Genomic DNA, 20,975 nt, shown 5'->3' on the forward strand with positions numbered 1-20,975 from the left:
CGGTGTCCACCACGAACCCCCAGTCCGACACCCAGCCCGACGAGGGGCCGCGGCGGTCGCGCTGGTCGCGTCGCCCGGCCGAGGGCACCCCGGCCGCCGCCGCCCGCGCCCGCCGCCGCTCCAAGCAGCGCCGCCGGGTCGGCAACGTCGCGGCGCTCATGGCCGGCCTGGTCCTGACCGGCGCGCTCTACTCGACCTTCGCGCCGGCCCAGGCCGCCGACGAGGGCAGCGAGTCCAGCGCCGAGGCCGCTGGCCGCGAGCTCTACGAGCGCAGCTGCATCAGCTGCCACGGCGAGAACCTCGAGGGCGTGCCCAACCGTGGCCCGTCGCTGATCGGCGTCGGCGAGGCCTCCGTCTACTTCCAGGTGCACACCGGCCGCATGCCGCTGGTGCGCCAGGGCTCCCAGGCCCCCGACAAGCCGGCGATCTTCTCCGACGAGGAGATCGACCAGCTGATGGCCTACGTGCAGGCCAACGGCGGCGGCCCAGTGCTCCCCTCGGGCGACCTGCGCGACGGCGACCTCGCCCTCGGCGGCGAGCTGTTCCGGCTCAACTGCGCGCAGTGCCACAACTTCGTCGGCGAGGGCGGGGCGCTGTCCTCCGGCAAGTACGCACCGAGCCTCGAGGACGCCAACGACCTCGAGATCTACTCCGCCATGCTGAGCGGGCCGGAGAACATGCCGGTCTTCGGGGACAACCAGATCACCCCCGAGGAGAAGCGGGCGATCATCAACTACGTGCAGACGATCACCGACATGCCGGACCCGGGTGGTGCGGGCATCGGCCGCATCGGCCCGGTCAGCGAGGGCGTGGTCATCTGGGTTGTCGGGATCTCCGCGCTCATGTTCGGGATCTTCTGGATGGGGAGCAAGGCGTGACCACGCACGACACCCGCCCCGGCTCCACCGGCGGGGCGGCCACGCCGGGCCCGCTGTACGGCGGCCCGGACGACGACTACACCCCCGAGCAGCTCGCCGCCCTCCCCCGGGAGGAGCTCGACCGCCTCGGCGCCCACTACGACGGCGTGGAGGTCCTGCACGTCGAGCCGGGGCCCGAGCCGGGCTCGGCGCTGGAGAAGCGGGCCGTCCGCCAGGTCGGCCTCATGTTCGCCCTCGCCGGCCTGTCGGCCTTCGCCTTCGCCGCCGTCTACGCCGGTGCCGGCTGGTTCCTCCCCGACTGGCAGTGGGAGCTGGGCAGCAGCACCTTCAGCGCGCTGTACACGCCGCTGCTCGGTGCGCTCATGGGCCTGGCGTTCACCTTCTTCGGTGTCGGCCTCGTGCTCTACACGAAGAAGCTGCTGCCCCACGAGACCGCCGTGCAGGACAAGCACGACGGCTCGCACTTCGACCGCGTCACCACCGGCGCGACCCTCGTGGGCGGCCTGCACAACAGCGGCCTGAAGCGGCGCAAGCTGATCACCCGTTCGCTGCTGTTCATGGGCGGCGGCCTGGGCCTGATGCTCGTCGCCCCGCTGGGCGGTCTGATCAAGAACCCGAACCGGGGCAACCCGCTCGGCACCACCGAGTGGGCCGAGGGCGTCCGGCTCGTCCGCGACGACGGCACCCCGGTCCGTCCCGGCGACCAGGAGCCCGGCTCGCTGGAGACCGTCTTCCCCGCCGTCCCCGGCGGCAACCGGCAGACCGACGCCGCCACGATGCTCATCCGGCTGCGCCCCTCGCAGCAGGACGAGGCGGTGCCCCGGCAGGGCCAGGAGGACTTCGGCTACGGCGACTACGTCGCGTACTCGAAGATCTGCACCCACGCCGGCTGCCCGGTGTCGCTCTACGAGCAGGAGACCAGCCGGATCCTCTGCCCCTGCCACCAGTCGCAGTTCGACGTCACCCAGGGGGCCAAGCCGATCTTCGGGCCCGCGACCCGCTCCCTCCCGCAGCTGCCGATCACGGTCGACGACGAGGGATTCTTCGTGGCGCGGAGCGACTACATTGAGGCCGTGGGTCCCACCTACTGGAACCGGGAGCGCATCTGATGGCTCGTACCGCCACCGCGCCGGGCGCGCCCACCACGGCCCTCGGCAAGGCCGCTCTCGAGGTCGACGACCGGCTCATCGTCGCCGGTCCCCTCCGCCGGACGCTGAACAAGGTCTTCCCCGACCACTGGTCGTTCCTGCTCGGGGAGATCGCGCTCTACTCCTTCATCATCCTGCTGCTGACCGGCACGTACCTGACGTTCTTCTTCCAGGCCTCGATGACCGAGGTCACCTACGACGGCTCGTACGCGCCGCTGCGGGGCATCGACATGTCGATCGCCTACGCCTCGACGCTGGACCTCTCCTTCGACGTCCGCGGCGGTCTGCTCATCCGGCAGATCCACCACTGGGCGGCGCTGCTGTTCATGGCCGCGATCGTCTGCCACATGCTGCGGATCTTCTTCACCGGAGCCTTCCGCCGGCCGCGTGAGACCAACTGGCTGATCGGTGTCGCGCTGCTGATCCTCGGCATCTTCGAGGGCTTCGCCGGCTACTCGATGCCCGACGACCTGCTCTCGGGCACCGGCCTGCGGATCATGTCGGCGATCATCCTGTCGATCCCCGTCGTGGGCACCTGGGTGCACTGGGCGGTCTTCGGCGGCGACTACGTCGGCGAGCTGATCGTGGGGCGGCTCTACATCGCGCACGTGCTGCTCATCCCGGCGATCATCCTCGGGCTCATCGCGGTCCACCTGCTGATCCTGGTCAAGCAGAAGCACACCCAGTTCCCCGGCCCGGGCCGCACCGAGCACAACGTGGTCGGCAACCGGCTCTTCCCGACGTTCGCCGGCAAGGCGACGGGCCTGCTGCTGGTCGTCTTCGGTGTCTGCGCCGCCCTGGGCGGCCTCGTGCAGATCAACCCGGTCTGGCTGTGGGGCCCGTACAACCCGGCGCAGGTGTCCTCGGCGTCGCAGCCCGACTGGTACGTGATGTTCCTCGACGGCTCGACCCGTCTGTTCCCGGCGTGGGACATCTACCTGCCCGGCAACTACAACATCCCGGCGCTGTTCTGGCCGACGGTGGTCCTGCCCGGCATCATCTTCACGCTCCTGCTCGCCTATCCGATGCTGGAGCGGAAGCTGACCGGCGACACCGCCTCGCACCACCTGCTCCAGCGCCCGCGCGACGTCCCCGTCCGGACCTCGCTCGGCATGATGGCGATCGCCTTCTACGTGGTGCTGCTGCTCTCGGGCGCCAACGACGTCATCGCCGACAAGTTCGACATCAGCCTGAACGCGATGACGTGGATCGGCCGGATCGCCCTGGTCCTCCTGCCGCCGATCGCCTACGTGCTCACCTACCGGATCTGCCTGGGTCTGCAGCAGCACGACCGCGAGGTGCTGGAGCACGGCATCGAGACCGGTGTCATCCGCCGGCTGCCGCACGGTGAGTTCATCGAGGTCCACCAGCCCCTCGGCCCGGTGGACGCCCACGGTCACGGCGAGCTGGCCTACGGCGGTGCCCCGGTGCCCAAGAAGATGAACCAGGTCGGCGGTGCCCGTCGCGCCATCCGCGGGTTCTTCTCGCCGATCGAGGAGCCGTCGGCGGTCGAGCTCGAGCAGCGCGGCGAGGAGCGGGGCCTGGCCTCGGCCGACCCGCAGCGCGAGCTGACCAGCAGCGGCCGTCCCGCCGAGGGTGGCCGTCCCGCCGAGGGCGGTCGTCCCTCCGAGGGTGGCCGTCCCTCCGAGGGTGGTCGTCCCTCCGAGGGTGGCCGGCCGCAGGAGCCGCGCGACTGACGCCTGGTCCGCGTACCGCAGCAGGGCCCCGGTGGAGCACTCCACCGGGGCCCTGCTGCATCTCGGGGCGCCCCCGGGCGCACGGCGGACGAGGCGCCGGGCGTCAGCCCGTCGACGCCGGCCCCGGCCGGGGACCCGGGCCCGGCACCGGGCCTGGATGACGCGCTCCCCGCGCCACGGCCCTCCGCCGCCCGCACCGGCCGGTCCGCTCCCGAGGCGACCGGCCGGGTGACGACGGCGCGTCCATGCCCGGTCCGCGGGGCGGGTGGCCGGTCCCGCGTGGCGGGTGGCCGGTCCCGCGTCGTGGCGAGCGCCACGCCGACGGGAGCCGGCGGGCGGTCGCGGTGGCTGGGCCGGGAGGCGGAGGCAGGGCCGGGAGGCGGAGGCAGGGCCGGCGGGGTGCGCGGACGACCCGCTCCTCCCCGGTCCTCGGGCACCGTCGCGAGCGGCACTCCACCGGACCAGGACGCCGTCCGTCCGGGGGCGCCGCTGCACCCCACGGCGGCGGGAACGCCCGAGGCGGGCAACGGCTCACCCCACCGGCCCACACCGGGGCTCCCGGGTCCTCGGAGCGGGCCCCGGACACCCGTGCGGAGGCCGGCCCGGTCGTCCGTCCGCAGCCCGGTCGCCGGAGACGCACGAGGGCCCCTCCCGCAGGTGCGGGAGGGGCCCTCGTCAGCTCGGGGACGTCAGCTCGACTGCGCGTTCTGCCCCGTGTAGTACTCGAACAGCAGGCCACCGACGGTCACCAGGATGGCGGCGACCCCGATGGCGATCAGCCAGTCGTACCAGAACGCCATGCCCAGACCGGTGATGGCGGCGGCCGAGGCCAGGCCGAACGGCCAGTAGCTGGCGGGGCTGAAGAAGCCCAGCTCGCCGGCGCCCTCGGCGATCTCGGCGTCCTTGCGGTCCTCCGGCCGGGCGTCGATGCGCCGGGACACGAACCAGAAGAAGCCGCCGATGAGGCCGGTGAGCCCCCCGGAGAGGATCAGCGCGGTCGTGCCGATCGGCTCGCGGGACCAGATGCCGTAGACGGCTGCCGCGACGATGCAGAAGACCGCGATGAGGTTGAAGATGAGCGCCTCGACCTTCACGGTCGTCCTCCCTGCGCAGCGTCGGTGCAGTGGTGAGCGGTGCCGGTGGTCACGTCAGTCGGCCGCGCGCTGGTAGTAGTCGTCGCCCACCCGGAACGGGCGGGTGGTCGTGGCCTCGCCCTCCTGGCCGATGCTCTCGAGCGCCTCGCGGGTGCTCTGGCCCTCCTCGCGGGCGGCCAGGTAGGCGTCGTAGTCGTCGGCGCTGACCACGCGGACCTCGAAGTTCATGTACGCGTGGTAGCTCCCGCACAGCTCGGCGCACCGGCCCACGTAGGCACCCTCCTGGTTGGGGTGCACCTCGAAGACGTTGTCCCGGCCGTTCTCGTTGCCCGGGATGACGTCGAGCTTGAAGAGGAACTCCGGCACCCAGAACGAGTGGATGACGTCGGCGGAGGCGACCTCGAACCGGACGTCCTGGTCGACCGGGATCACCAGGATCGGGATCTCGTCCGTGGCGCCGACGGTGTTGACCGGCTCGCCGTCCGGACCGGTGGTCTCGGGGTAGACGAACTGCCAGTTCCACTTGAACGCGTTGACCGCGATGGTGGTGTCGGGGTCGTCGCTGCGCTCCATGACGTCGTTCTGGACGGTCACGGTGAAGAAGAACAGGCCCGCGATGATGATGAACGGGAAGATCGAGTACGCGATCTCCAGCGGGAGGTTGTAGGCCGTCTGCCGCGGGAGGTCGTCGCCCTTCTTCCGGTGCATGATCACCGACCAGACGATCAGGCCCCAGACGATGAAGCCGATGACCAGCGCTGCGATGACCGAACCGGTCCACAGCTGGCGGACCTCGGTGGCCTCCTCGGTGACGCCCTCGGGGAAGCCGAAGCGCCAGAACTCGTTGTTCAGGTCGCACCCGGTGAGGGTGAGCACCCCCAGGAGACCGAGCGCGGCGACCCGCGCGAGCCTGCTGCGTCGAGCCACTGCTCGCTGCCTCCTCGTCCTCCGCCCGGGGACCCCCGGGCGGCTCTCCGGCGCGGCCGGCCGCGGGTGCCCCGCGCCGGCACGTGCGCCGACCACAGTCTGGGCCGAGACTAGCCGACCCCGCACGGTGGCCGGGCACCGGAGAGCGGAGAGCCGCGGGTCGGCCGGGGCGGCCGGGACGTGCGTGACCACGCGGCCCGTGGGGCTCCTCACCGCGGCGTCCCCCCGAGCGTCCGGGCGGTTAGAGTCGGGGCCGTGTGGACGCGGCTGCTGACCCCTCGGTGGGTCCTGCTGCACCTGCTGGTGGTGGCCCTGTTCGTGGCCACGTTCTTCCTCGGCTACTGGCAGCTGACCAAGGCCGAGAACGGCGGCGGTGCGGTCAACTGGAGCTACGCCCTGCAGTGGCCGCTCTACGGGTTCATGGGCCTGTGGTTCTACGTCCGCATGGTGCGCGTGGAGCTCAACCGCGACCCCGACGAGGAGGAGCCCAGCTCCGCCGTCGTCCTGTACCAGCGGCCGCGGGTGGACACCTCGGGCGACCCGGAGCTGGCCGCGTACAACGCCTACCTCGCCGAGCTCAACGAGAAGGCACTGGGGCAGCGGGGTCCGGGTGGCCGCTGAGCCCCAGGAGGTCGCGCTGTCCCGCCAGGTGGCCGGCGCCCTCACCCGCTACCGCGTCATGGCCTACGCCGTCGGCGTGATGCTGCTCGTGCTCGTGGCCGTCGCCATCCCCCTGCGGTACGCCGCGGGGGTGCCCGAGGTGTCCGCGGTGGTCTCGCCCGTCCACGGGCTGCTCTACATCGTCTACCTCGCGACGGCCTTCGACCTGGCCCTGAAGGCGCGGTTCACCGCCAAGGGCACCCTGCTGGTGCTGCTCGCCGGCGTCGTCCCCCTCGTGTCCTTCGTCGCCGAGCGCCGGGTGACCACCCGCGTCCGCTCCGGCCGACCCCTCTGACCGTCCTCCTCACTCCCCGGAGAACACCGCATGTGCGGCCTGCTGGCCTACCTGTCCACCGACGCGCCCCGGGTCGCCGAGGCCCACGTCGACGACGTCCGCGAGGCGCTGCACTGCCTGCACCACCGCGGTCCCGACGACACCGCGGTGTGGTCCGACGACCACGTGGTCCTCGGTTTCAACCGGCTGTCGATCATCGACGTCGAGGGCAGTCCGCAGCCCCTCCCCTACGCCGGTGACCGCTACCGGATCCTGTTCAACGGCGAGATCTACAACTACGTCGAGCTCCGCGAGGAGCTGCAGGCCGCCGGCGCTCAGCTGGCCACGCACGGCGACACCGAGACGATCGTCGCGGGCTACCACCTGTGGGGCCAGGACGTCGTCCGGCGGCTGCGCGGGATGTTCTCCTTCGTCATCTGGGACACCCGGACGCGCACCGCCTTCGGCGCCCGCGACCCGTTCGGCATCAAGCCCCTGTTCACCGCGCGCCTGGCCGACGGCGGCCTGGTCTTCAGCTCGGAGAAGAAGGCGCTCCTGCAGCTGCTCGGCGGCAGCGCGGCCGCCGGGGGCGTCGACCCCGCGTCGCTGCAGCACTACCTGACCCTGCAGTACGTGCCCGAGCCCGCGACGCTGCACCGCGGCATCCGTCGGATCGAGAGCGGCACCAGCTTCACCGTCGTCGACGGCGAGCTGGCCACCGCCCGCTACTTCCACCCGGCGTGGAAGCCGCAGCCGGTGCCGGCCGGCGGGGAGCAGGAGCTCTACGACCGCATCGCCGACGTCCTCGACGAGTCGGTGGCCAAGCACATGCGCGCCGACGTCACCGTCGGGTCGTTCCTCTCCAGCGGGATCGACTCCACCGCGATCGCCGCGCTCGCGCACCGCTACAACCCCGACCTGCTGACCTTCACCGTCGGCTTCCAGCGGCAGGCGCAGTCGGAGATCGAGATCGCCGCCGAGTCGGCGTCGATCCTCGGGGTCAAGCACGTGCCGGTGGAGGTGACCGCCGAGCAGTTCGCGGCGGCCATCCCCGAGGTGGTCTGGTACCTCGACGACCCGGTCGCCGACCCCGCGCTCGTGCCGCTGTACTTCGTGGCCCGCGAGGCGCGCAAGCACGTGAAGGTGGTGCTCTCCGGCGAGGGCGCCGACGAGCTGTTCGGCGGCTACACGATCTACCGGGAGCCGATCAGCCTGGCCTGGGCCTCCGCGCTGCCGCCGGCCGGGCGCCGGGCGATGGCCCGGATCGCCGACCTGCTGCCCGAGGGCGTGCGCGGCCAGGACCTGCTGCGCCGCGCCGCCACACCGCTCGAGCAGCGCTACTACGGCAACGCCCGCAACATGCGCGACGACGAGCTCGCCGCGCTGCTGCCCGGCCGCGACCCCGACCTGTCGCACGTCACGGTCACCGAGGACCTCTACCGGCGCACCCGCGAGGCCGGGTACGACGACGTGACGGCGATGCAGTACGTCGACCTGTTCACCTGGTTGCGCGGCGACATCCTCGTCAAGGCCGACAAGATGACGATGGCCAACTCGCTGGAGCTGCGGGTGCCCTTCCTCGACCCCGAGGTGTTCGCCGTCGCCAGCTCCCTGCCGGTCGAGCAGCGGGTCCCGCGCCGCGGGGACGCGACCAAGTACGCCCTGCGCCAGGCGATGCGCCAGATCGTGCCCCCGCGCATCATGAACCGGCGCAAGCTCGGCTTCCCCGTGCCGACGGCGGAGTTCCTCGCCGGCCCGCTGCACGACTGGGCGCGCGGGATCGTGACCGAGAGCCAGACCCAGCAGTGGCTCGACCGCGACGTCGTCCTCGGCCTGCTCGACCGGCTGCGCACCGACGAGGTGCCCAGCAAGCGGATCGCCCGCCAGCTGTGGTCCGTGCTGGTCTTCATGGTGTGGCACGGGATCTTCGTCGAGGACCGGATCGTCGTCGACGTCCCGGAGACCGTCTACCCCGTGAGGCTCTGAGAACGCAGGACGGCGCCCGTCCCCCCGGGAGGGGACGGGCGCCGTCCTGTCGGCCCCTCTGCAGGGTCCCGGCGCCGAGGTACGGGGTGCCGGGGGGCAGAGGGGTCCTTACATCAGTGGAACGAGTCCCCGCAGGCGCAGGAGCCCTGCGCGTTCGGGTTGTCGATGGTGAAGCCCTGCTTCTCGATGGTGTCGACGAAGTCGATCACCGCGCCGCCCAGGTAGGGGCCGCTCATCCGGTCGACGATGACCTCGACCCCACCGAACTCGTAGGTCTGGTCGCCGTCGAGGAACCGCTCGTCGAAGAAGAGCTGGTAGCGCAGGCCGGAGCAGCCGCCGGGCTGGACGGCGATGCGCAGACGCAGGTCGTCGCGGCCCTCCTGGTCCAGCAGCGCCTTGACCTTCGAGGCGGCCGGGTCACTCAGCAGCACGCCGGTGCTGCCGGGGGTCTCGGTGTCCTGCACCGTCATGTTCTGTCCTCCCACATCCGAGGGCGTCCGTTGCGGCACTCCCTGCCGCTGCCAACACCGCCGTGGCCGGAGCTGTTCCGGGGCCTGTTCCACTGTACGGCGCGCAGCGCACCAGGCCAGCCCCTCGCCGGGACGCACGTAGACTCCCGGGTCGTGAAGCTCCGCCTGCCCGGGCGCCGGACCCGCGCCGCCGAGACCGCCCCGGACACCGCCGCCGACCTGACCCCCCAGCTGGTGAAGGCCGGCGGCAAGGGCCGCCCGACGCCCCGGCGCGCCGAGGCGCAGGGCCGCCGCCCGGGTCCGCCTCCGCCGCCGCCCACCACGCGCAAGGAGGCCTACGCCCGCATGCGCGCCCAGCAGGCCGAGCGGCGGGCCGACACCCGCGCGGGCATGGCCCGCGGGGACGACTCCTACCTGCCGGCACGCGACCGCGGCCCGGTGCGCAAGCTCGTGCGCGACCTCGTCGACACCCGCCGCAACGCGGGCAGCTTCTTCCTGCCGGTGGCCGCTCTGGTCCTGGTCGGGTACTTCATCCCGAACCCGGCGGTGCAGAACTACACGGTCTTCGTCTGGTTCCTCTTCTTCCTGGTGATCATCGTCGACTCGGTGTTCCTCGGCCGGCGGATCTCGAGGACGGTGCGGCAGCGCTTCCCCGACCAGCCGCACCGGATGAAGGGGCTGATCTGGTACGGCGTCAGCCGGGCCACGATGATCCGCCGCTGGCGCTTCCCCAAGCCCGAGGTCGCCATGGGCGCCCAGGTCTGAGCAGGTGGGCCCGGTGATCCCCGGCTAGCGTCGGAGCACGTGGAGTACCGACGCCTCGGCCGTTCCGGCCTGACCATCTCCGAGATCGCCTACGGCAACTGGCTCACCCACGGTGGCCAGGTCGAGGAGGACGCCGCGCAGGCCTGCGTGCGCGCCGCCCTCGACGCCGGCATCACCACCTTCGACACCGCCGACGTCTACGCCGGCACCCGTGCCGAGTCCGTCCTCGGCCGCGCCCTGGCCGGGCAACGCCGCGAGGGCCTGGAGATCTTCACCAAGGTCTACTGGCCCACCGGCCCCGGCCCCAACGACCGCGGCCTCGGCCGCAAGCACGTCACCGAGAGCTGCGAGGCCTCGCTCCGGCGGCTGCAGACCGACCACATCGACCTCTACCAGGCCCACCGCTACGACGAGACGGTGCCGCTGGAGGAGACGATGACCGCCTTCGCCGACCTCGTGCGGGCCGGCAAGGTGCTGTACATCGGCGTCTCGGAGTGGCGTGCCGACGAGATCGCCGCAGGCGCCGCCCTCGCCCGCGAGCTCGGCATCCAGCTCATCAGCAACCAGCCGCAGTACTCGATGCTGTGGCGGGTCATCGAGGACGAGGTGGTGCCGACGTCGGAGCGCGAGGGCGTCTCGCAGATCGTCTGGTCGCCACTGGCCCAGGGCGTGCTCACCGGCAAGTACCTCCCCGGGGAGCAGCCGCCGGCCGGCAGCCGCGCCACCGACCCGGAGGCCGGGCGCTTCATCCGGCGGTTGATGACCGACGACGTCCTCGCGCGCGTGCAGGACCTGCGCCCCGTCGCCGACGACCTCGGGCTGTCGATGGCCCAGCTCGCCGTCGCCTGGGTGCTGCGCAACGAGAACGTGGCCGCGGCGATCATCGGCGCCACCCGGCCCGAGCAGGTGCACGACAACGTGAAGGCCGCCGGCGTCCGGCTCGAGGACGACGTCATGGCGCGCATCGACGAGGTGCTCGGCGACGTCGTCGAGCGCGACCCGGGGAAGACCGCGCGCGGCTGACGACAGCCCCGGCCTGGACCTCGACCTCGAGTCGAGGTCCAGGCCAGGGGCCCAGGCCAGGGGCCAGGCCGGGGCCCAGGCCGGGGCGGTGCTCAGGCCGGGGCGGTGCTCAGGCCGGGGCGAGGCCCATCGGGCCGTAGGCCTTCGTCTCGCCCTCGTACAGGCTCACCGTGGCCACGCCGCGGGCGAGCAGGTCGCGCCAGTGCTCGCCGAGCCACGACTCGGCGTCGCCCTGGTTGTCCGCCGGCGGCACCTCCACGCCGAGGGTGGCCGGGTCCAGGGTCGCGCCGTCCGGGTCCTCGAGCCGCCACGTCCAGGTCATGGCCGCGAGGGTAGTGACGGCGACCCGGCCCGCGCCGTGTCCGGGGTGTGACCACCCGCCGGGTTACGCGGGCGATCAGCGGGGGCACAGGAGGTCATCGACCGTCCCGATCCCCCGGAGGACCGATGACCGTGCCCCATGCCGGGGGCGCCTCGCGCGCCACCCCGCCTCCCCCGACCACCGAGGACTCCTCGACCGGCCAGCTGATCAGCCAGCTGACCGAGCAGGTCTCCCGCCTGGTCCGGGACGAGGCGCGCCTCGCGCAGGCGGAGATGACGCAGAAGGCCAAGCGCCTGGGCGTCGGCGCGGGCCTGTTCGGCGGGGCCGGCCTGTTCGGCTTCCTCGGCCTGTGCGTGCTGGTCGCCACCGCCGTGCTCGCCCTCGACGTCGTGCTGCCCGCGTGGCTGGCCGCGCTGATCGTGGCCGTCGTGCTGTTCGCCGTCGCCGGGGTCCTGGCCCTGGTCGGCAAGAAGGACGTGCAGAAGGGGACGCCGCCGGTGCCCACCGAGGCGATCGCCAGCACCAAGGCCGACATCGCGACCGTGAAGGAGAACGCGCGCCGATGACCACCCCCTCCGGGAGCTCCCGTCCCGACGACGCCGCACGCACCGGCGCGGCGGCCGGCGGGACCAGCGGCCCCACCGACCCCGACGCCATCAAGGCCGAGATCGAGGCGACCCGCGAGCAGCTGGGCCGCACCGTCGACGAGCTGAGCCACCGCCTCGACGTCCCCGCCCGGGCCAAGGAGGGCGCGGCCCGCGCCAAGGACACCGCGGTGGAGACGTACCGCGAGAGCCCGCCGGCCGTCGTCGGTGCCGGCGCCGGCCTGGCCGGCCTGATCGGGCTCGTGGTGTGGCGCCGCCGCCGCAAGCGCCGCCGGGCCGCGGCCGCCGCCACCGGGTCCGCCGCCGCCCTCGCCCAGGCCCGGGCGGAGGCCCGGGTGGCGCGCAAGAAGGCGGCACGCGAGGCGGCCCGGGCGCGCAAGGCGGTCGCGCGGAACGCCCAGCGCAGCAAGCGCAGGACGCGGAAGGCCACGAGGAAGGTGCGGAAGTGAGCAACAAGGGCGCCAAGCTCGTCTACCGCCCGGTCGGGCTGGCCGGCGGCATCCTCGCCGGCGTGGTGTCCGGTGCGATCTTCAAGCAGGTCTGGAAGCGGGTCTCCGGCGAGGACGACGCCCCGGACGCGCTGCAGAGCGAGTACGGCATGCGGGAGGTGGTCCTCGCCGCGGCGATCCAGGGCGCGCTGTTCGCCGCGACGAAGGCCGCGATCGACCGGGCGGGGGCCCGGGGCTTCACCAAGCTGACCGGCAGCTGGCCGGGCGACTGACGCTCGGCCGGCGCACGCGAGGACGACCGACAGAGGGGGCCGGGGATGGCCGGGACCAGGCAGCGCGACAGCGCCGTCGACCGGATCCGGGAACGGGTCGAGGAGAAGGCGGCCCGGCGGGCAGCCGCCCGGGAGGCGGCCGAGCGGGCCGAGCGCGGGGAGCACGCGCCCGACCCCGGGCGGGTGCCGCCCGGCGGCCCGAGCCCGTCGGAGCTGCCCGGTGTGCACGCGGAGGCGCCCACGCAGATCCCGGCCCGCGGCTGGAAGCAGATCGTCAAGCGGGCGTGGGCGGAGAACAACGCCGACAACATGCCGATCATCGCCGGTGGCGTCGCGTTCTTCGCCTTCCTCGCCATCTTCCCGGCGCTGATCGCGACGATCTCCATCTACGGGCTCGTCGCGTCCCCCGAGACGGTCGCGCGGCAGGTCGAGAGCCTCTCCGCGCAGCTGCCCGACAGCGCGGCGGACCTCATCGGCGACCAGCTCACGTCGATCACCCAGAACAGCGGGGGGGCGCTGTCGCTGTCGCTGCTCGTCTCGGTGCTCGGCGCGCTGTGGTCGGCCTCGGGCGGCACCGGCAACGTCATCACGGCGGTCAACATCGCCTACGACGAGGTCGAGACCCGTTCCTTCGTCAAGCGCAAGGCCCTCGCCCTGGGGCTGACCCTCGGGGCGATCGTGTTCGTGCTGCTCACCTTCGCGCTGGTCGCGGTCGTGCCGGCCGTGCTCGACCAGCTGCCGCTGGGCGTCGTCGGGACGGTGCTCGCCCAGGTCGTGCGGTGGGTGCTGCTGCTGGGCGTCTTCGCCGGGTCACTGGCCGTGCTCTACCGGGTGGCCCCCGACCGCGACGCCCCGCAGCTGAAGTGGGTGAGCCTCGGCGCGGTCGTCGTCACGATCATCTGGGCGCTGGTCAGCCTGGGCTTCAGCTTCTACGTCAACAACTTCGGGTCCTACGACAAGACCTACGGGACCATCGCCGGCGTCATCGTCCTGATGCTGTGGCTGTACCTCACCTGCTACCTGGTGCTGCTCGGCGCGGAGATCAACTCCGAGGCCGAGCACCAGACGGCCGAGGACACCACCGAGGGTCCCCCGGTCCCGATGGGCGAGCGCAACGCGACGATGGCCGACGAGCTGCCCGACCCGCCGGAGCCGACGAAGGAGTCGAAGCAGAAGGCGTGAGACCGGCGGTCAGCGCACGTGCGAGGGCACGAACGGCGGCCTGACCACCTCGACCGGCTGCGGGCGTCCCCGGACGTCGACGGCCAGCTCGCCGCCCTCGGCGACGCCGGCCGCGGTGTCGAGCAGGGCCAGGGCGATACCGGTGCGCAGGGTCGGCGAGAAGGTGCCGCTGGTGACCTCGCCGACCCGCGCGCCGGCGCCGTCGAGGACGGCCATGCCCGGTCGCGGGATGCCCCGGCCGGGGGCCCGCAGACCCCACAGCAGCCGCGCGGCGCCGGCCTCCTTCTCCGCCAGCAGCGCCTCGCGGCCCCAGAACGCGGGCTTGCGCCAGCCGACGGCCCAGCCGCTGCGCGCCTGGTTCGGCGTGATCTGCCGGGACAGCTCGTGGCCGTGCAGCGGATAGCCCATCTCGGTGCGCAGCGTGTCCCGGGCGCCCAGCCCGCAGGGTCGGATGCCGTCGGCCGCGCCGGCCTCGAGCAGCCGGTCCCACAGCTCGCCGGCCCGCTCGGCGGCGACGAGGAGCTCGTAGCCGTGCTCGCCGGTGTAGCCGGTGCGGCAGACGGTGACCTCCTGCCCCTCCCCTCCGGCGAAGGCCATGTAGGACAGGTCGGCGGCGAGCCCGGCGGCCTCCAGGACGGCGGCCGACCGCGGCCCCTGGACGGCGAGGACGGCGACCTCCTCGTGCCGGTCGGTGACGGTGACCCCCGCGGGCGCGGCGTCGGCGAGCCGGGCCAGGACCTCCGCCGCGTTGGCCGCGTTCGGCACGAGCAGCACGTCGTCGGGACCGTGCAGGTAGACGATCAGGTCGTCGACCACCCCGCCGGCGTCGGCCTCGCCGTCGGGGACGCAGCACAGCGTGTACTGCGCCTGCCCCGGGCCGATCCGGCCGAGGTCGTTGGTGAGCGAGGCGTCGACGAGGGCGGCGGCCCCCGGTCCGCGCACCGTGCCGGTACCCAGGTGGGAGACGTCGAACAGGCCCACCGCCTCGCGCACGGCGGCGTGCTCGGCGAGCACCCCGCCGCCGGCGTACTCGATCGGCATCGACCAGCCGCCGAAGTCGGCCAGCTTGGCGCCGGCCGCGACGTGCCGGTCGTGCAGGGGTGAGGTCCGCGCGGTCACCCCGGCACGCTATCCGGCGACGTGCCGGAACGGCCCCGTGCGGGGGCCGGCGCCGGGCGTGCGCGGCGTGGGGGGGGCACGGGGGGCCTTCTAGGATCGAGCGGTGCCGCCGACGATCACCGCCACCGACCGCCCGCTCGAGAAGACGCCCGCCGACGCCGTCGTCGTCGGCATCGGGAAGGGCGTCTCCGGCCCGCTGCCCACGCCCGGCGCGGAGGCGGTGGACCGGCTGCTGGGTGGCCGGCTGCTCCCCGCGCTGGCCGACCTCGGTGCCCGCGGCGGCGAGGACGAGGTGACCCGCGTGGCCACCCTCGGCCAGGGCCCGTTCCCGGTGGTCGCCGCCGTCGGACTGGGCGCTCCCCAGGCCACCGGCGGGTACCCGGCCGAGGCGGTCCGCCGTGCCGCGGGCGCGGCCAGCCGCGCGCTGACCGGACGCGGCTCGGTCGTGACGCTGCTCGCCGCCGTCGGCGGGACGCCGGACGCCGAGCGGCTGCACGCCGTCGGCGAGGGGGCGCTGCTGGGCGCCTACGAGTTCACCGAGTACAAGTCCGACCTGCCGGCCGACCGGCCCGCGCCGCCGCGCGAGTTCACCGTCGTCGTCCCCGACGCCGGTGCGGCGAAGGCGCCGCTGGCGCGCGTCCGCGCGGTCGCCGACGCCGTCGCGCTGGTGCGCGACCTGGTCAACACCCCGCCCAACGACCTCTACCCGGCCGAGCTCGCCGCCCGGGGCGCCGCCGCGGGCAAGGCGGCGGGCCTGTCGGTCGAGGTCCTCGACGAGGACGACCTGGTGGCCGGCGGCTACGGCGGCATCCTGGCCGTCGGCAGCGGCTCGGCGCGCGGCCCTCGCCTGCTGCGCCTCGGTTACAGCGGCAAGAAGGCGCAGAAGAAGGTCGCCCTGGTCGGCAAGGGGATCACCTTCGACAGCGGCGGCCTGTCGATCAAGCCCGCCGCGAACATGCACCACATGACCAGCGACATGGCCGGCGCCGCCGCCGTGATCGCCACGGTCTGCCTCGTCGCCCGGCTCGGCCTGCCCGTCGAGGTGACCGCCACCGTGCCGATCGCGGAGAACCTCCCCAGCGGGACCGCCTACCGGCCGGCCGACGTGGTGACCTTCCGCAACGGCAAGAAGGCCGAGATCACCAACACCGACGCCGAGGGCCGCGTGGTCCTCGCCGACGCGATCGCCCGGGCCGCCGAGGACTCCCCCGACGTGCTGCTCGAGACCTCGACGCTCACCGGCGCCCAGCTGGTCGCCCTGGGGTCGCGCACCGCCGGCGTGATGGGCAGCGACGACCTGCGCGACGCCGTCGTCGCGGCCAGCCGGCGCAGCGGTGAGCCGATGTGGCCGATGCCGATGCCCGAGGAGCTGCGCCGGGGCATCGACTCCCCCGTCGCGGACTTCGTCAACGCCAACGCCGACCGCATGGGCGGGATGCTCGTCGGGGCGCACTTCCTCGCCGAGTTCGTGCCCGCGGGGCTGCCGTGGGCGCACGTGGACATCGCCGGCCCGAGCTACAACACCGGCGCACCCTGGGGCTACACCCCCAAGGGCGGCACCGGGGTCCCGGTGCGGACCCTGCTGGCCACCATCGAGGACCTGCTCGCCCGCTGATGCCCGCGCGGCCGGGACACCCGGCCGCGCGGCGCACAGCCGCCCTCGACTCCCCGCGATCCGCGGAGTGGCAGGATGGACGAGGACCATCCCCCACCCGGTCGGGTGGGGCAGGCCGAGAGCATCGAGGAGCACGTCGTGAGCGCACCCACCAGCCCCGCCGACCTGGTCATCCTCGGTGGTGGCTCGGGTGGCTACGCCGCCGCGCTGCGGGCCGCCGAGCTGGGCATGTCGGTCGTCCTGATCGAGAAGGACAAGGTCGGCGGCACCTGCCTGCACCGCGGCTGCATCCCCACCAAGGCGCTGCTGCACGCCGGCGAGGTCGCCGACCTGGCCCGCGAGGGCGAGCAGTTCGGGGTGAAGACCTCGCTGGCCGGCATCGACATGGACGGCGTCAACTCCTACAAGGACGGCGTCATCTCGCGGCTGTACAAGGGCCTCCAGGGCCTGATCAAGAGCCGCAAGATCACCTACGTCGAGGGGGAGGGCCGGCTGGTCTCCCCCACCGCGGTCGCGGTGAACGGGCAGACCTACGAGGGCCGCCACGTCCTGCTGGCCACCGGCTCCTACTCGCGCTCCATCCCGGGCGTCACGCTCGACGGCGTCCGCGTCATGGACAGCGAGCAGGCCCTGGCGCTCGACCGCGTCCCGACCTCGGCGATCATCCTGGGCGGCGGCGTCATCGGCTGCGAGTTCGCCAGCGCCTGGAAGTCCTTCGGCGTCGACGTCACGATCATCGAGGGCCTCACGCACCTGGTCCCGCTGGAGGACGAGAGCTCCTCCAAGCTCCTCGAGCGCGCCTTCCGCCGCCGGAAGATCAACTTCGAGCTGGGCAACATGGTGTCGTCGGTCCAGCCCACCGAGAACGGCGTCAAGGTCAGCCTGCAGAACGGCAAGGACTTCGAGGCCGAGATCGTGCTGGTCGCCATCGGCCGCGGCCCGGTCAGCCAGGGCCTCGGCTACGAGGAGGCCGGCGTCGCCATGGACCGCGGCTACGTGCTGGTCGACGAGTACTGCCAGACGAACGTCCCGACCATCTCCGCCGTCGGCGACCTCATCCCCACCCTGCAGCTGGCCCACGTCGGGTTCGGCGAGGGCATCCTCGTCGCCGAGCGGCTGGCCGGTCTGCCGGTCGTGCCCATCGACTACGCCGGCGTCCCGCGGGTCACCTACTCCGACCCCGAGGTCGCCTCGGTCGGCCTGACCGAGACCCAGGCCCGCGAGAAGTACGGCGACGTCGAGACCCTCGTCTACGACCTGGGCGGCAACGGCCGCAGCCAGATCCTCAAGACGCAGGGCGCGGTCAAGCTGATCCGCCAGAAGGACGGCCCGGTCGTCGGCGTGCACATGGTCGGCAGCCGGGTCGGCGAGCTCGTCGCCGAGGCGCAGCTGATCTTCAACTGGGAGGCGCTGCCCGACGAGGTGGCCGCCCTCATCCACCCGCACCCCACGCAGAGCGAGGCGATCGGCGAGGCCCACCTGGCCCTGGCCGGCAAGCCGCTGCACGCCCACAGCTGACCCCGTCCGGTCCGCCCTCCCCCACCCGCGCCGCCACGAAGGAGCCCCGCCCCGATGCCGACCTCCGTCACCATGCCCGCCCTGGGCGAGAGCGTCACCGAGGGCACGGTCACCCGATGGTTGAAGCAGGAGGGTGAGCAGGTCGAGGTCGACGAGCCGCTCCTCGAGGTCTCGACCGACAAGGTCGACACCGAGATCCCCTCGCCCGCTGCGGGTGTCCTGACCAGGATCCTCGTGTCCGAGGACGAGACCGTCGAGGTCGGCGCCGAGCTCGCGGTGATCGGCGGGGACGGCGACGGCGGGGACGCGGGCGCGCCCGCGTCGGCCGACGACGCCACCCTCCCGCAGACGCCGGCCGACCAGGTGGAGGACGCCGGCCCCGGCCCGTCCGAGGAGCCGGCGCCCGCGCCGGCGGCCGAGGCTCCCTCCGCCGGCGGCCAGGACGGCAGCCAGGACGGCGGGCAGGGCGGCGGCCAGGGTGGTGGCGAGGGCACGCCGGTGACCATGCCGGCGCTCGGTGAGAGCGTCACCGAGGGCACCGTCACCCGCTGGCTCAAGGCGGTCGGGGACGAGGTCACCGCGGACGAGCCGCTGCTGGAGGTCTCGACCGACAAGGTCGACACCGAGATCCCGGCGCCGGTGTCGGGGACGCTGCTGTCGATCAGCGTCAACGAGGACGAGACGGTCGAGGTCGGCGCGCAGCTGGCCGTGATCGGCTCCGGGGCGGCCGGCGGCGGCGCGCCCGCTCCGGCGCCCGCAGCCCAGCAGGAGGCCCCGGCTCCCGAGCCCGCTGCTGCCCCCGCGCCGGCTCCGGCCCCGCGCCAGGAGCAGCAGCCGGCGGCGCAGCCGCCGGGCGCGCCGCCGTCGGTGCCCGCGGGCGCCGACTACGGCTCCGGTGAGGCCGAGACCGTCCGGGCGCAGCAGAGCAACCAGCCCTCCCAGCCCTCGCGGGCGCAGGCGCCGGCCCAGGCGTCGGCCCCGGCACAGGCCCCGGCACAGGCCCCGGGTGCCGCGCCGGCCGACGGCTCCGGCACCTACGTGACGCCGCTGGTGCGCCGGCTGGCCGCCGAGCACGGCGTGGACCTCGCCAGCGTCACCGGCACCGGGGTCGGCGGGCGGATCCGGAAGCAGGACGTCCTCGCCGCCGCCGAGTCCGCCGCGCCGGCCGCCGCTCCGGCACCGGCCGCCGCCCCCGCACCGGCGGCGACCGCCGGCCGTTCCGCGACGCCGTCGCCGGCGGCCCAGCCCGACACGTCGCTGCGCGGTCGCACGGAGAAGATGTCCCGCCTGCGCGGGGTGATCGCCCGGCGGATGGTCGAGTCCCTGGCGATCAGCGCGCAGCTGACCACCGTGGTCGAGGTCGACGTCACCCGGATCGCCAAGCTGCGCGACCGGGCCAAGCGGGACTTCGAGGCCCGCGAGGGCGTGAAGCTGTCCTTCCTGCCGTTCTTCGCCAAGGCGGCCGTCGAGGCGCTCAAGGCCCACCCGGCCGTGAACTCCTCGGTGGACATGGAGGCCGGCACGGTCACCTACCACGACGCGGAGAACCTCGGCGTCGCCGTGGACACCGAGCGCGGCCTGCTCGTGCCGGTCATCCACGGCGCCGGTGACCTGAGCATCGGCGGGCTGGCCCGCAAGATCTCCGACCTGGCGGAGCGGACCCGGCTGAACAAGGTGACGCCGGACGAACTCGGTGGCGGCACGTTCACGCTGACCAACACCGGCAGCCGCGGCGCCCTGTTCGACACCCCGATCATCAACCAGCCGCAGGTGGCGATCCTCGGCACCGGCACGGTGGTCAAGCGGCCGGTCGTCGTCCAGGACCCCGACCTCGGCGAGGTCATCGCGGTGCGGTCGATGGTGTACCTGGCCCTCACCTACGACCACCGGATCGTCGACGGCGCCGACGCCGCGCGCTTCCTCGGCACGGTGAAGGAGCGGCTCGAGGCCGGGCAGTTCGAGGGTGAACTCGGCTTGAGCTGACGTCCCCCCGGTCGGGCCCCGGCGCGCGCGCCGGGGCCCGACGTCGTACAGGGCAGGGGGACGAGGAGGGTCATGAAGATCGCGGTCACGGGGGCCTCCGGCCTCATCGGGTCGACGCTGGTGCCGGCGCTGCGCGCCGACGGGCACGAGGTGATCCGGCTGGTCCGCCGCACCCCCCGCACCGCCGACGAGCACCGCTGGGACCCCCAGCACCGGCGGGTCGACCCGACGCTGCTGCTCGACGTCGACGCGGTGGTGAACCTCGCCGGCACACCGATCCGGCCGCGGCCCTTCACCGAGACCTACCGCCGCGACGTGCTGACCAGCCGGGTGGACAGCACGACCACGATCAGCGAGGCCCTCGCCGCCGCTGCGGCCGAGGACCCCTCGCGCCGGCGGGTGCTCGTGTCGGCGTCGGCGGTCGGCTACTACGGCGACACGGGCGACCGGGTCGTGGAGGAGGACGCCCCGCCCGGGGACGACTTCCTGGCCAGGGTCTGCGTCCAGTGGGAGGCGGCCACCCGGCCCGCCTCCGACGCCGGGGTCCGGGTGGTCACCGTGCGCACCGGCCTGGTCATCGGACGGGGCGCGATGCTGGTGCGGATCCTCGGCACGGTCTTCCGGCTCGGCCTCGGTGGCCGCATGGGGTCGGGGCGGCAGTTCTGGCCCTGGGTGAGCCTGGCCGACGAGATCGGCGCCCTCCGGTTCCTGCTGACCGCCGAGGACGTGGCCGGCCCGGTGAACCTGACCGGGCCCGAGCCGGTGCGCAACAGCGAGTTCGTGCGCGAGCTGGCCCGCGCCGTCCGGCGTCCGGCCGTCCTGCCCGTGCCGGGTCCGGCGATCCGGCTGGCGCTCGGCGAGTTCGGGCGCTCCAGCGTCCTGGCCGGACAGCGGGCCGTCCCGGCGCGGCTGAAGGCCGCCGGCTACCGGTTCCGTCACGCGGACCTCCCCTCCGCCCTGCAGGAGGCGCTCGGCCGCGGCTGACCCC

At 73.6% G+C, this 20,975-nt stretch carries 21 protein-coding genes; 16 read left to right on the forward strand and 5 right to left on the reverse strand.

What is annotated here, in order from left to right; translation table 11 throughout:
• The first annotated feature begins 2 nt into the window (after positions 1-2).
• The 3 genes from qcrC to qcrB are packed head-to-tail and all read left to right on the forward strand — an operon-like array spanning position 3 to position 3,723.
• Complete coding sequence (qcrC, locus tag JD79_RS24330) at positions 3-878, forward strand: cytochrome bc1 complex diheme cytochrome c subunit (RefSeq protein WP_110006857.1); 876 nt, start codon at positions 3-5, stop codon at positions 876-878.
• Positions 875-1,987, forward strand: a complete 1,113-nt coding sequence (gene qcrA / locus JD79_RS19530; protein ID WP_110006858.1) for a cytochrome bc1 complex Rieske iron-sulfur subunit — start codon at positions 875-877, stop codon at positions 1,985-1,987. The genes qcrC and qcrA overlap by 4 nt, the downstream gene beginning before the upstream one ends.
• Positions 1,987-3,723: a cytochrome bc1 complex cytochrome b subunit gene (gene qcrB, locus JD79_RS19535; protein ID WP_110006859.1), complete on the forward strand. Its 1,737-nt coding sequence runs from the start codon at positions 1,987-1,989 to the stop codon at positions 3,721-3,723. The genes qcrA and qcrB overlap by 1 nt, the downstream gene beginning before the upstream one ends.
• Positions 3,724-4,412: 689 nt before the next feature.
• Here the strand turns inward: qcrB and JD79_RS19540 are convergent.
• Positions 4,413-4,817, reverse strand: coding sequence for a cytochrome c oxidase subunit 4 (locus JD79_RS19540; protein ID WP_110006860.1), 405 nt, complete (start codon positions 4,815-4,817; stop codon positions 4,413-4,415).
• Between the two features lie 54 nt (positions 4,818-4,871).
• Positions 4,872-5,744 (reverse strand): aa3-type cytochrome oxidase subunit II, encoded by an 873-nt coding sequence (ctaC, locus tag JD79_RS19545; protein WP_110006861.1) that lies wholly within the window; start codon positions 5,742-5,744, stop codon positions 4,872-4,874.
• A gap of 255 nt (positions 5,745-5,999) precedes the next feature.
• Here ctaC and JD79_RS19550 point away from each other — a divergent pair, with 255 nt between their 5' ends.
• From JD79_RS19550 to asnB, 3 genes are read left to right on the forward strand one after another with little or no spacing between them, the layout of a single operon-like run.
• Positions 6,000-6,365 carry a metalloprotease gene (locus JD79_RS19550; protein WP_110006862.1) on the forward strand — a complete coding sequence of 122 codons (366 nt, stop codon included), beginning with the start codon at positions 6,000-6,002 and terminating at the stop codon, positions 6,363-6,365.
• A complete protein-coding gene (locus tag JD79_RS19555; RefSeq protein ID WP_245900238.1) occupies positions 6,355-6,699 on the forward strand; it encodes a DUF3817 domain-containing protein in 345 nt (114 codons plus the stop codon). Before JD79_RS19550 ends, JD79_RS19555 begins: the two co-directional genes overlap by 11 nt.
• Before the next feature lie 30 nt (positions 6,700-6,729).
• Complete coding sequence (gene asnB / locus JD79_RS19560; RefSeq protein ID WP_110006863.1) at positions 6,730-8,664, forward strand: asparagine synthase (glutamine-hydrolyzing); 1,935 nt, start codon at positions 6,730-6,732, stop codon at positions 8,662-8,664.
• A 113-nt stretch (positions 8,665-8,777) separates the two neighbouring features.
• On the opposite strand, the gene JD79_RS19565 is transcribed toward asnB, so the two are convergent.
• A complete protein-coding gene (locus tag JD79_RS19565) occupies positions 8,778-9,134 on the reverse strand; it encodes a HesB/IscA family protein (protein ID WP_091110228.1) in 357 nt (118 codons plus the stop codon).
• Between the two features lie 153 nt (positions 9,135-9,287).
• Between JD79_RS19565 and JD79_RS19570 the strand changes: the two genes are divergently transcribed.
• Positions 9,288-9,899, forward strand: coding sequence for a DUF3043 domain-containing protein (locus JD79_RS19570; RefSeq protein WP_110006864.1), 612 nt, complete (start codon positions 9,288-9,290; stop codon positions 9,897-9,899).
• A 39-nt stretch (positions 9,900-9,938) separates the two neighbouring features.
• The gene (locus JD79_RS19575; protein ID WP_110006865.1) at positions 9,939-10,922 is read left to right on the forward strand and encodes an aldo/keto reductase family protein; all 984 of its coding nucleotides are present in this window, start codon (positions 9,939-9,941) and stop codon (positions 10,920-10,922) included.
• 109 nt (positions 10,923-11,031) lie between these two features.
• Here the strand turns inward: JD79_RS19575 and JD79_RS19580 are convergent, their stop codons facing one another.
• Positions 11,032-11,244 (reverse strand): hypothetical protein, encoded by a 213-nt coding sequence (locus JD79_RS19580; RefSeq protein ID WP_110006866.1) that lies wholly within the window; start codon positions 11,242-11,244, stop codon positions 11,032-11,034.
• Positions 11,245-11,369: 125 nt separating this feature from the next.
• Between JD79_RS19580 and JD79_RS19585 the strand changes: the two genes are divergently transcribed.
• From JD79_RS19585 to JD79_RS19600, 4 genes are read left to right on the forward strand one after another with little or no spacing between them, the layout of a single operon-like run.
• Positions 11,370-11,810 carry a phage holin family protein gene (locus tag JD79_RS19585; protein WP_110006867.1) on the forward strand — a complete coding sequence of 147 codons (441 nt, stop codon included), beginning with the start codon at positions 11,370-11,372 and terminating at the stop codon, positions 11,808-11,810.
• A complete protein-coding gene (locus tag JD79_RS19590) occupies positions 11,807-12,298 on the forward strand; it encodes a DUF3618 domain-containing protein (protein WP_110006868.1) in 492 nt (163 codons plus the stop codon). Before JD79_RS19585 ends, JD79_RS19590 begins: the two co-directional genes overlap by 4 nt.
• Positions 12,295-12,570, forward strand: coding sequence for a DUF4235 domain-containing protein (locus JD79_RS19595; RefSeq protein ID WP_110006869.1), 276 nt, complete (start codon positions 12,295-12,297; stop codon positions 12,568-12,570). The genes JD79_RS19590 and JD79_RS19595 overlap by 4 nt, the downstream gene beginning before the upstream one ends.
• A 45-nt stretch (positions 12,571-12,615) precedes the next feature.
• Positions 12,616-13,752, forward strand: coding sequence for a YihY/virulence factor BrkB family protein (locus JD79_RS19600; protein ID WP_110006870.1), 1,137 nt, complete (start codon positions 12,616-12,618; stop codon positions 13,750-13,752).
• A gap of 9 nt (positions 13,753-13,761) precedes the next feature.
• On the opposite strand, the gene gcvT is transcribed toward JD79_RS19600, so the two are convergent.
• Entirely contained in the window at positions 13,762-14,871 is a 1,110-nt protein-coding gene (gcvT, locus tag JD79_RS19605; RefSeq protein ID WP_110006871.1) for a glycine cleavage system aminomethyltransferase GcvT, read from the reverse strand.
• Positions 14,872-14,974: 103 nt separating this feature from the next.
• On the opposite strand from gcvT, the gene JD79_RS19610 reads away from it, so the two are divergent.
• From JD79_RS19610 to JD79_RS19625, 4 genes are all read left to right on the forward strand, one after another.
• Entirely contained in the window at positions 14,975-16,486 is a 1,512-nt protein-coding gene (locus JD79_RS19610; RefSeq protein WP_110006872.1) for a leucyl aminopeptidase, read from the forward strand.
• 138 nt (positions 16,487-16,624) lie between these two features.
• Positions 16,625-18,004, forward strand: a complete 1,380-nt coding sequence (gene lpdA, locus JD79_RS19615; protein WP_245900239.1) for a dihydrolipoyl dehydrogenase — start codon at positions 16,625-16,627, stop codon at positions 18,002-18,004.
• Between the two features lie 54 nt (positions 18,005-18,058).
• Positions 18,059-19,987 (forward strand): 2-oxoglutarate dehydrogenase, E2 component, dihydrolipoamide succinyltransferase, encoded by a 1,929-nt coding sequence (gene sucB / locus JD79_RS19620; protein ID WP_110006874.1) that lies wholly within the window; start codon positions 18,059-18,061, stop codon positions 19,985-19,987.
• A gap of 72 nt (positions 19,988-20,059) precedes the next feature.
• Positions 20,060-20,971, forward strand: coding sequence for a TIGR01777 family oxidoreductase (locus JD79_RS19625; protein WP_110006875.1), 912 nt, complete (start codon positions 20,060-20,062; stop codon positions 20,969-20,971).
• Positions 20,972-20,975 lie beyond the last annotated feature (4 nt).

Source organism: Geodermatophilus normandii, assembly GCF_003182485.1.
Classification (GTDB): domain Bacteria; phylum Actinomycetota; class Actinomycetes; order Mycobacteriales; family Geodermatophilaceae; genus Geodermatophilus; species Geodermatophilus normandii.

Excerpts from the sequence above, each read along its gene's own strand:
- qcrB (WP_110006859.1), top strand. The coding sequence starts at position 1,987 with ATGGCTCGTACCGCCACCGCGCCGGGCGCGCCCACCACGGCCCTCGGC.
- asnB (WP_110006863.1), top strand. The coding sequence starts at position 6,730 with ATGTGCGGCCTGCTGGCCTACCTGTCCACCGACGCGCCCCGGGTCGCC.
- JD79_RS19565 (WP_091110228.1), bottom strand. The coding sequence starts at position 9,134 with ATGACGGTGCAGGACACCGAGACCCCCGGCAGCACCGGCGTGCTGCTG.
- JD79_RS19580 (WP_110006866.1), bottom strand. The coding sequence starts at position 11,244 with ATGACCTGGACGTGGCGGCTCGAGGACCCGGACGGCGCGACCCTGGAC.
- JD79_RS19585 (WP_110006867.1), top strand. The coding sequence starts at position 11,370 with ATGACCGTGCCCCATGCCGGGGGCGCCTCGCGCGCCACCCCGCCTCCC.
- JD79_RS19590 (WP_110006868.1), top strand. The coding sequence starts at position 11,807 with ATGACCACCCCCTCCGGGAGCTCCCGTCCCGACGACGCCGCACGCACC.
- JD79_RS19600 (WP_110006870.1), top strand. The coding sequence starts at position 12,616 with ATGGCCGGGACCAGGCAGCGCGACAGCGCCGTCGACCGGATCCGGGAA.
- sucB (WP_110006874.1), top strand. The coding sequence starts at position 18,059 with ATGCCGACCTCCGTCACCATGCCCGCCCTGGGCGAGAGCGTCACCGAG.
- JD79_RS19625 (WP_110006875.1), top strand. The coding sequence starts at position 20,060 with ATGAAGATCGCGGTCACGGGGGCCTCCGGCCTCATCGGGTCGACGCTG.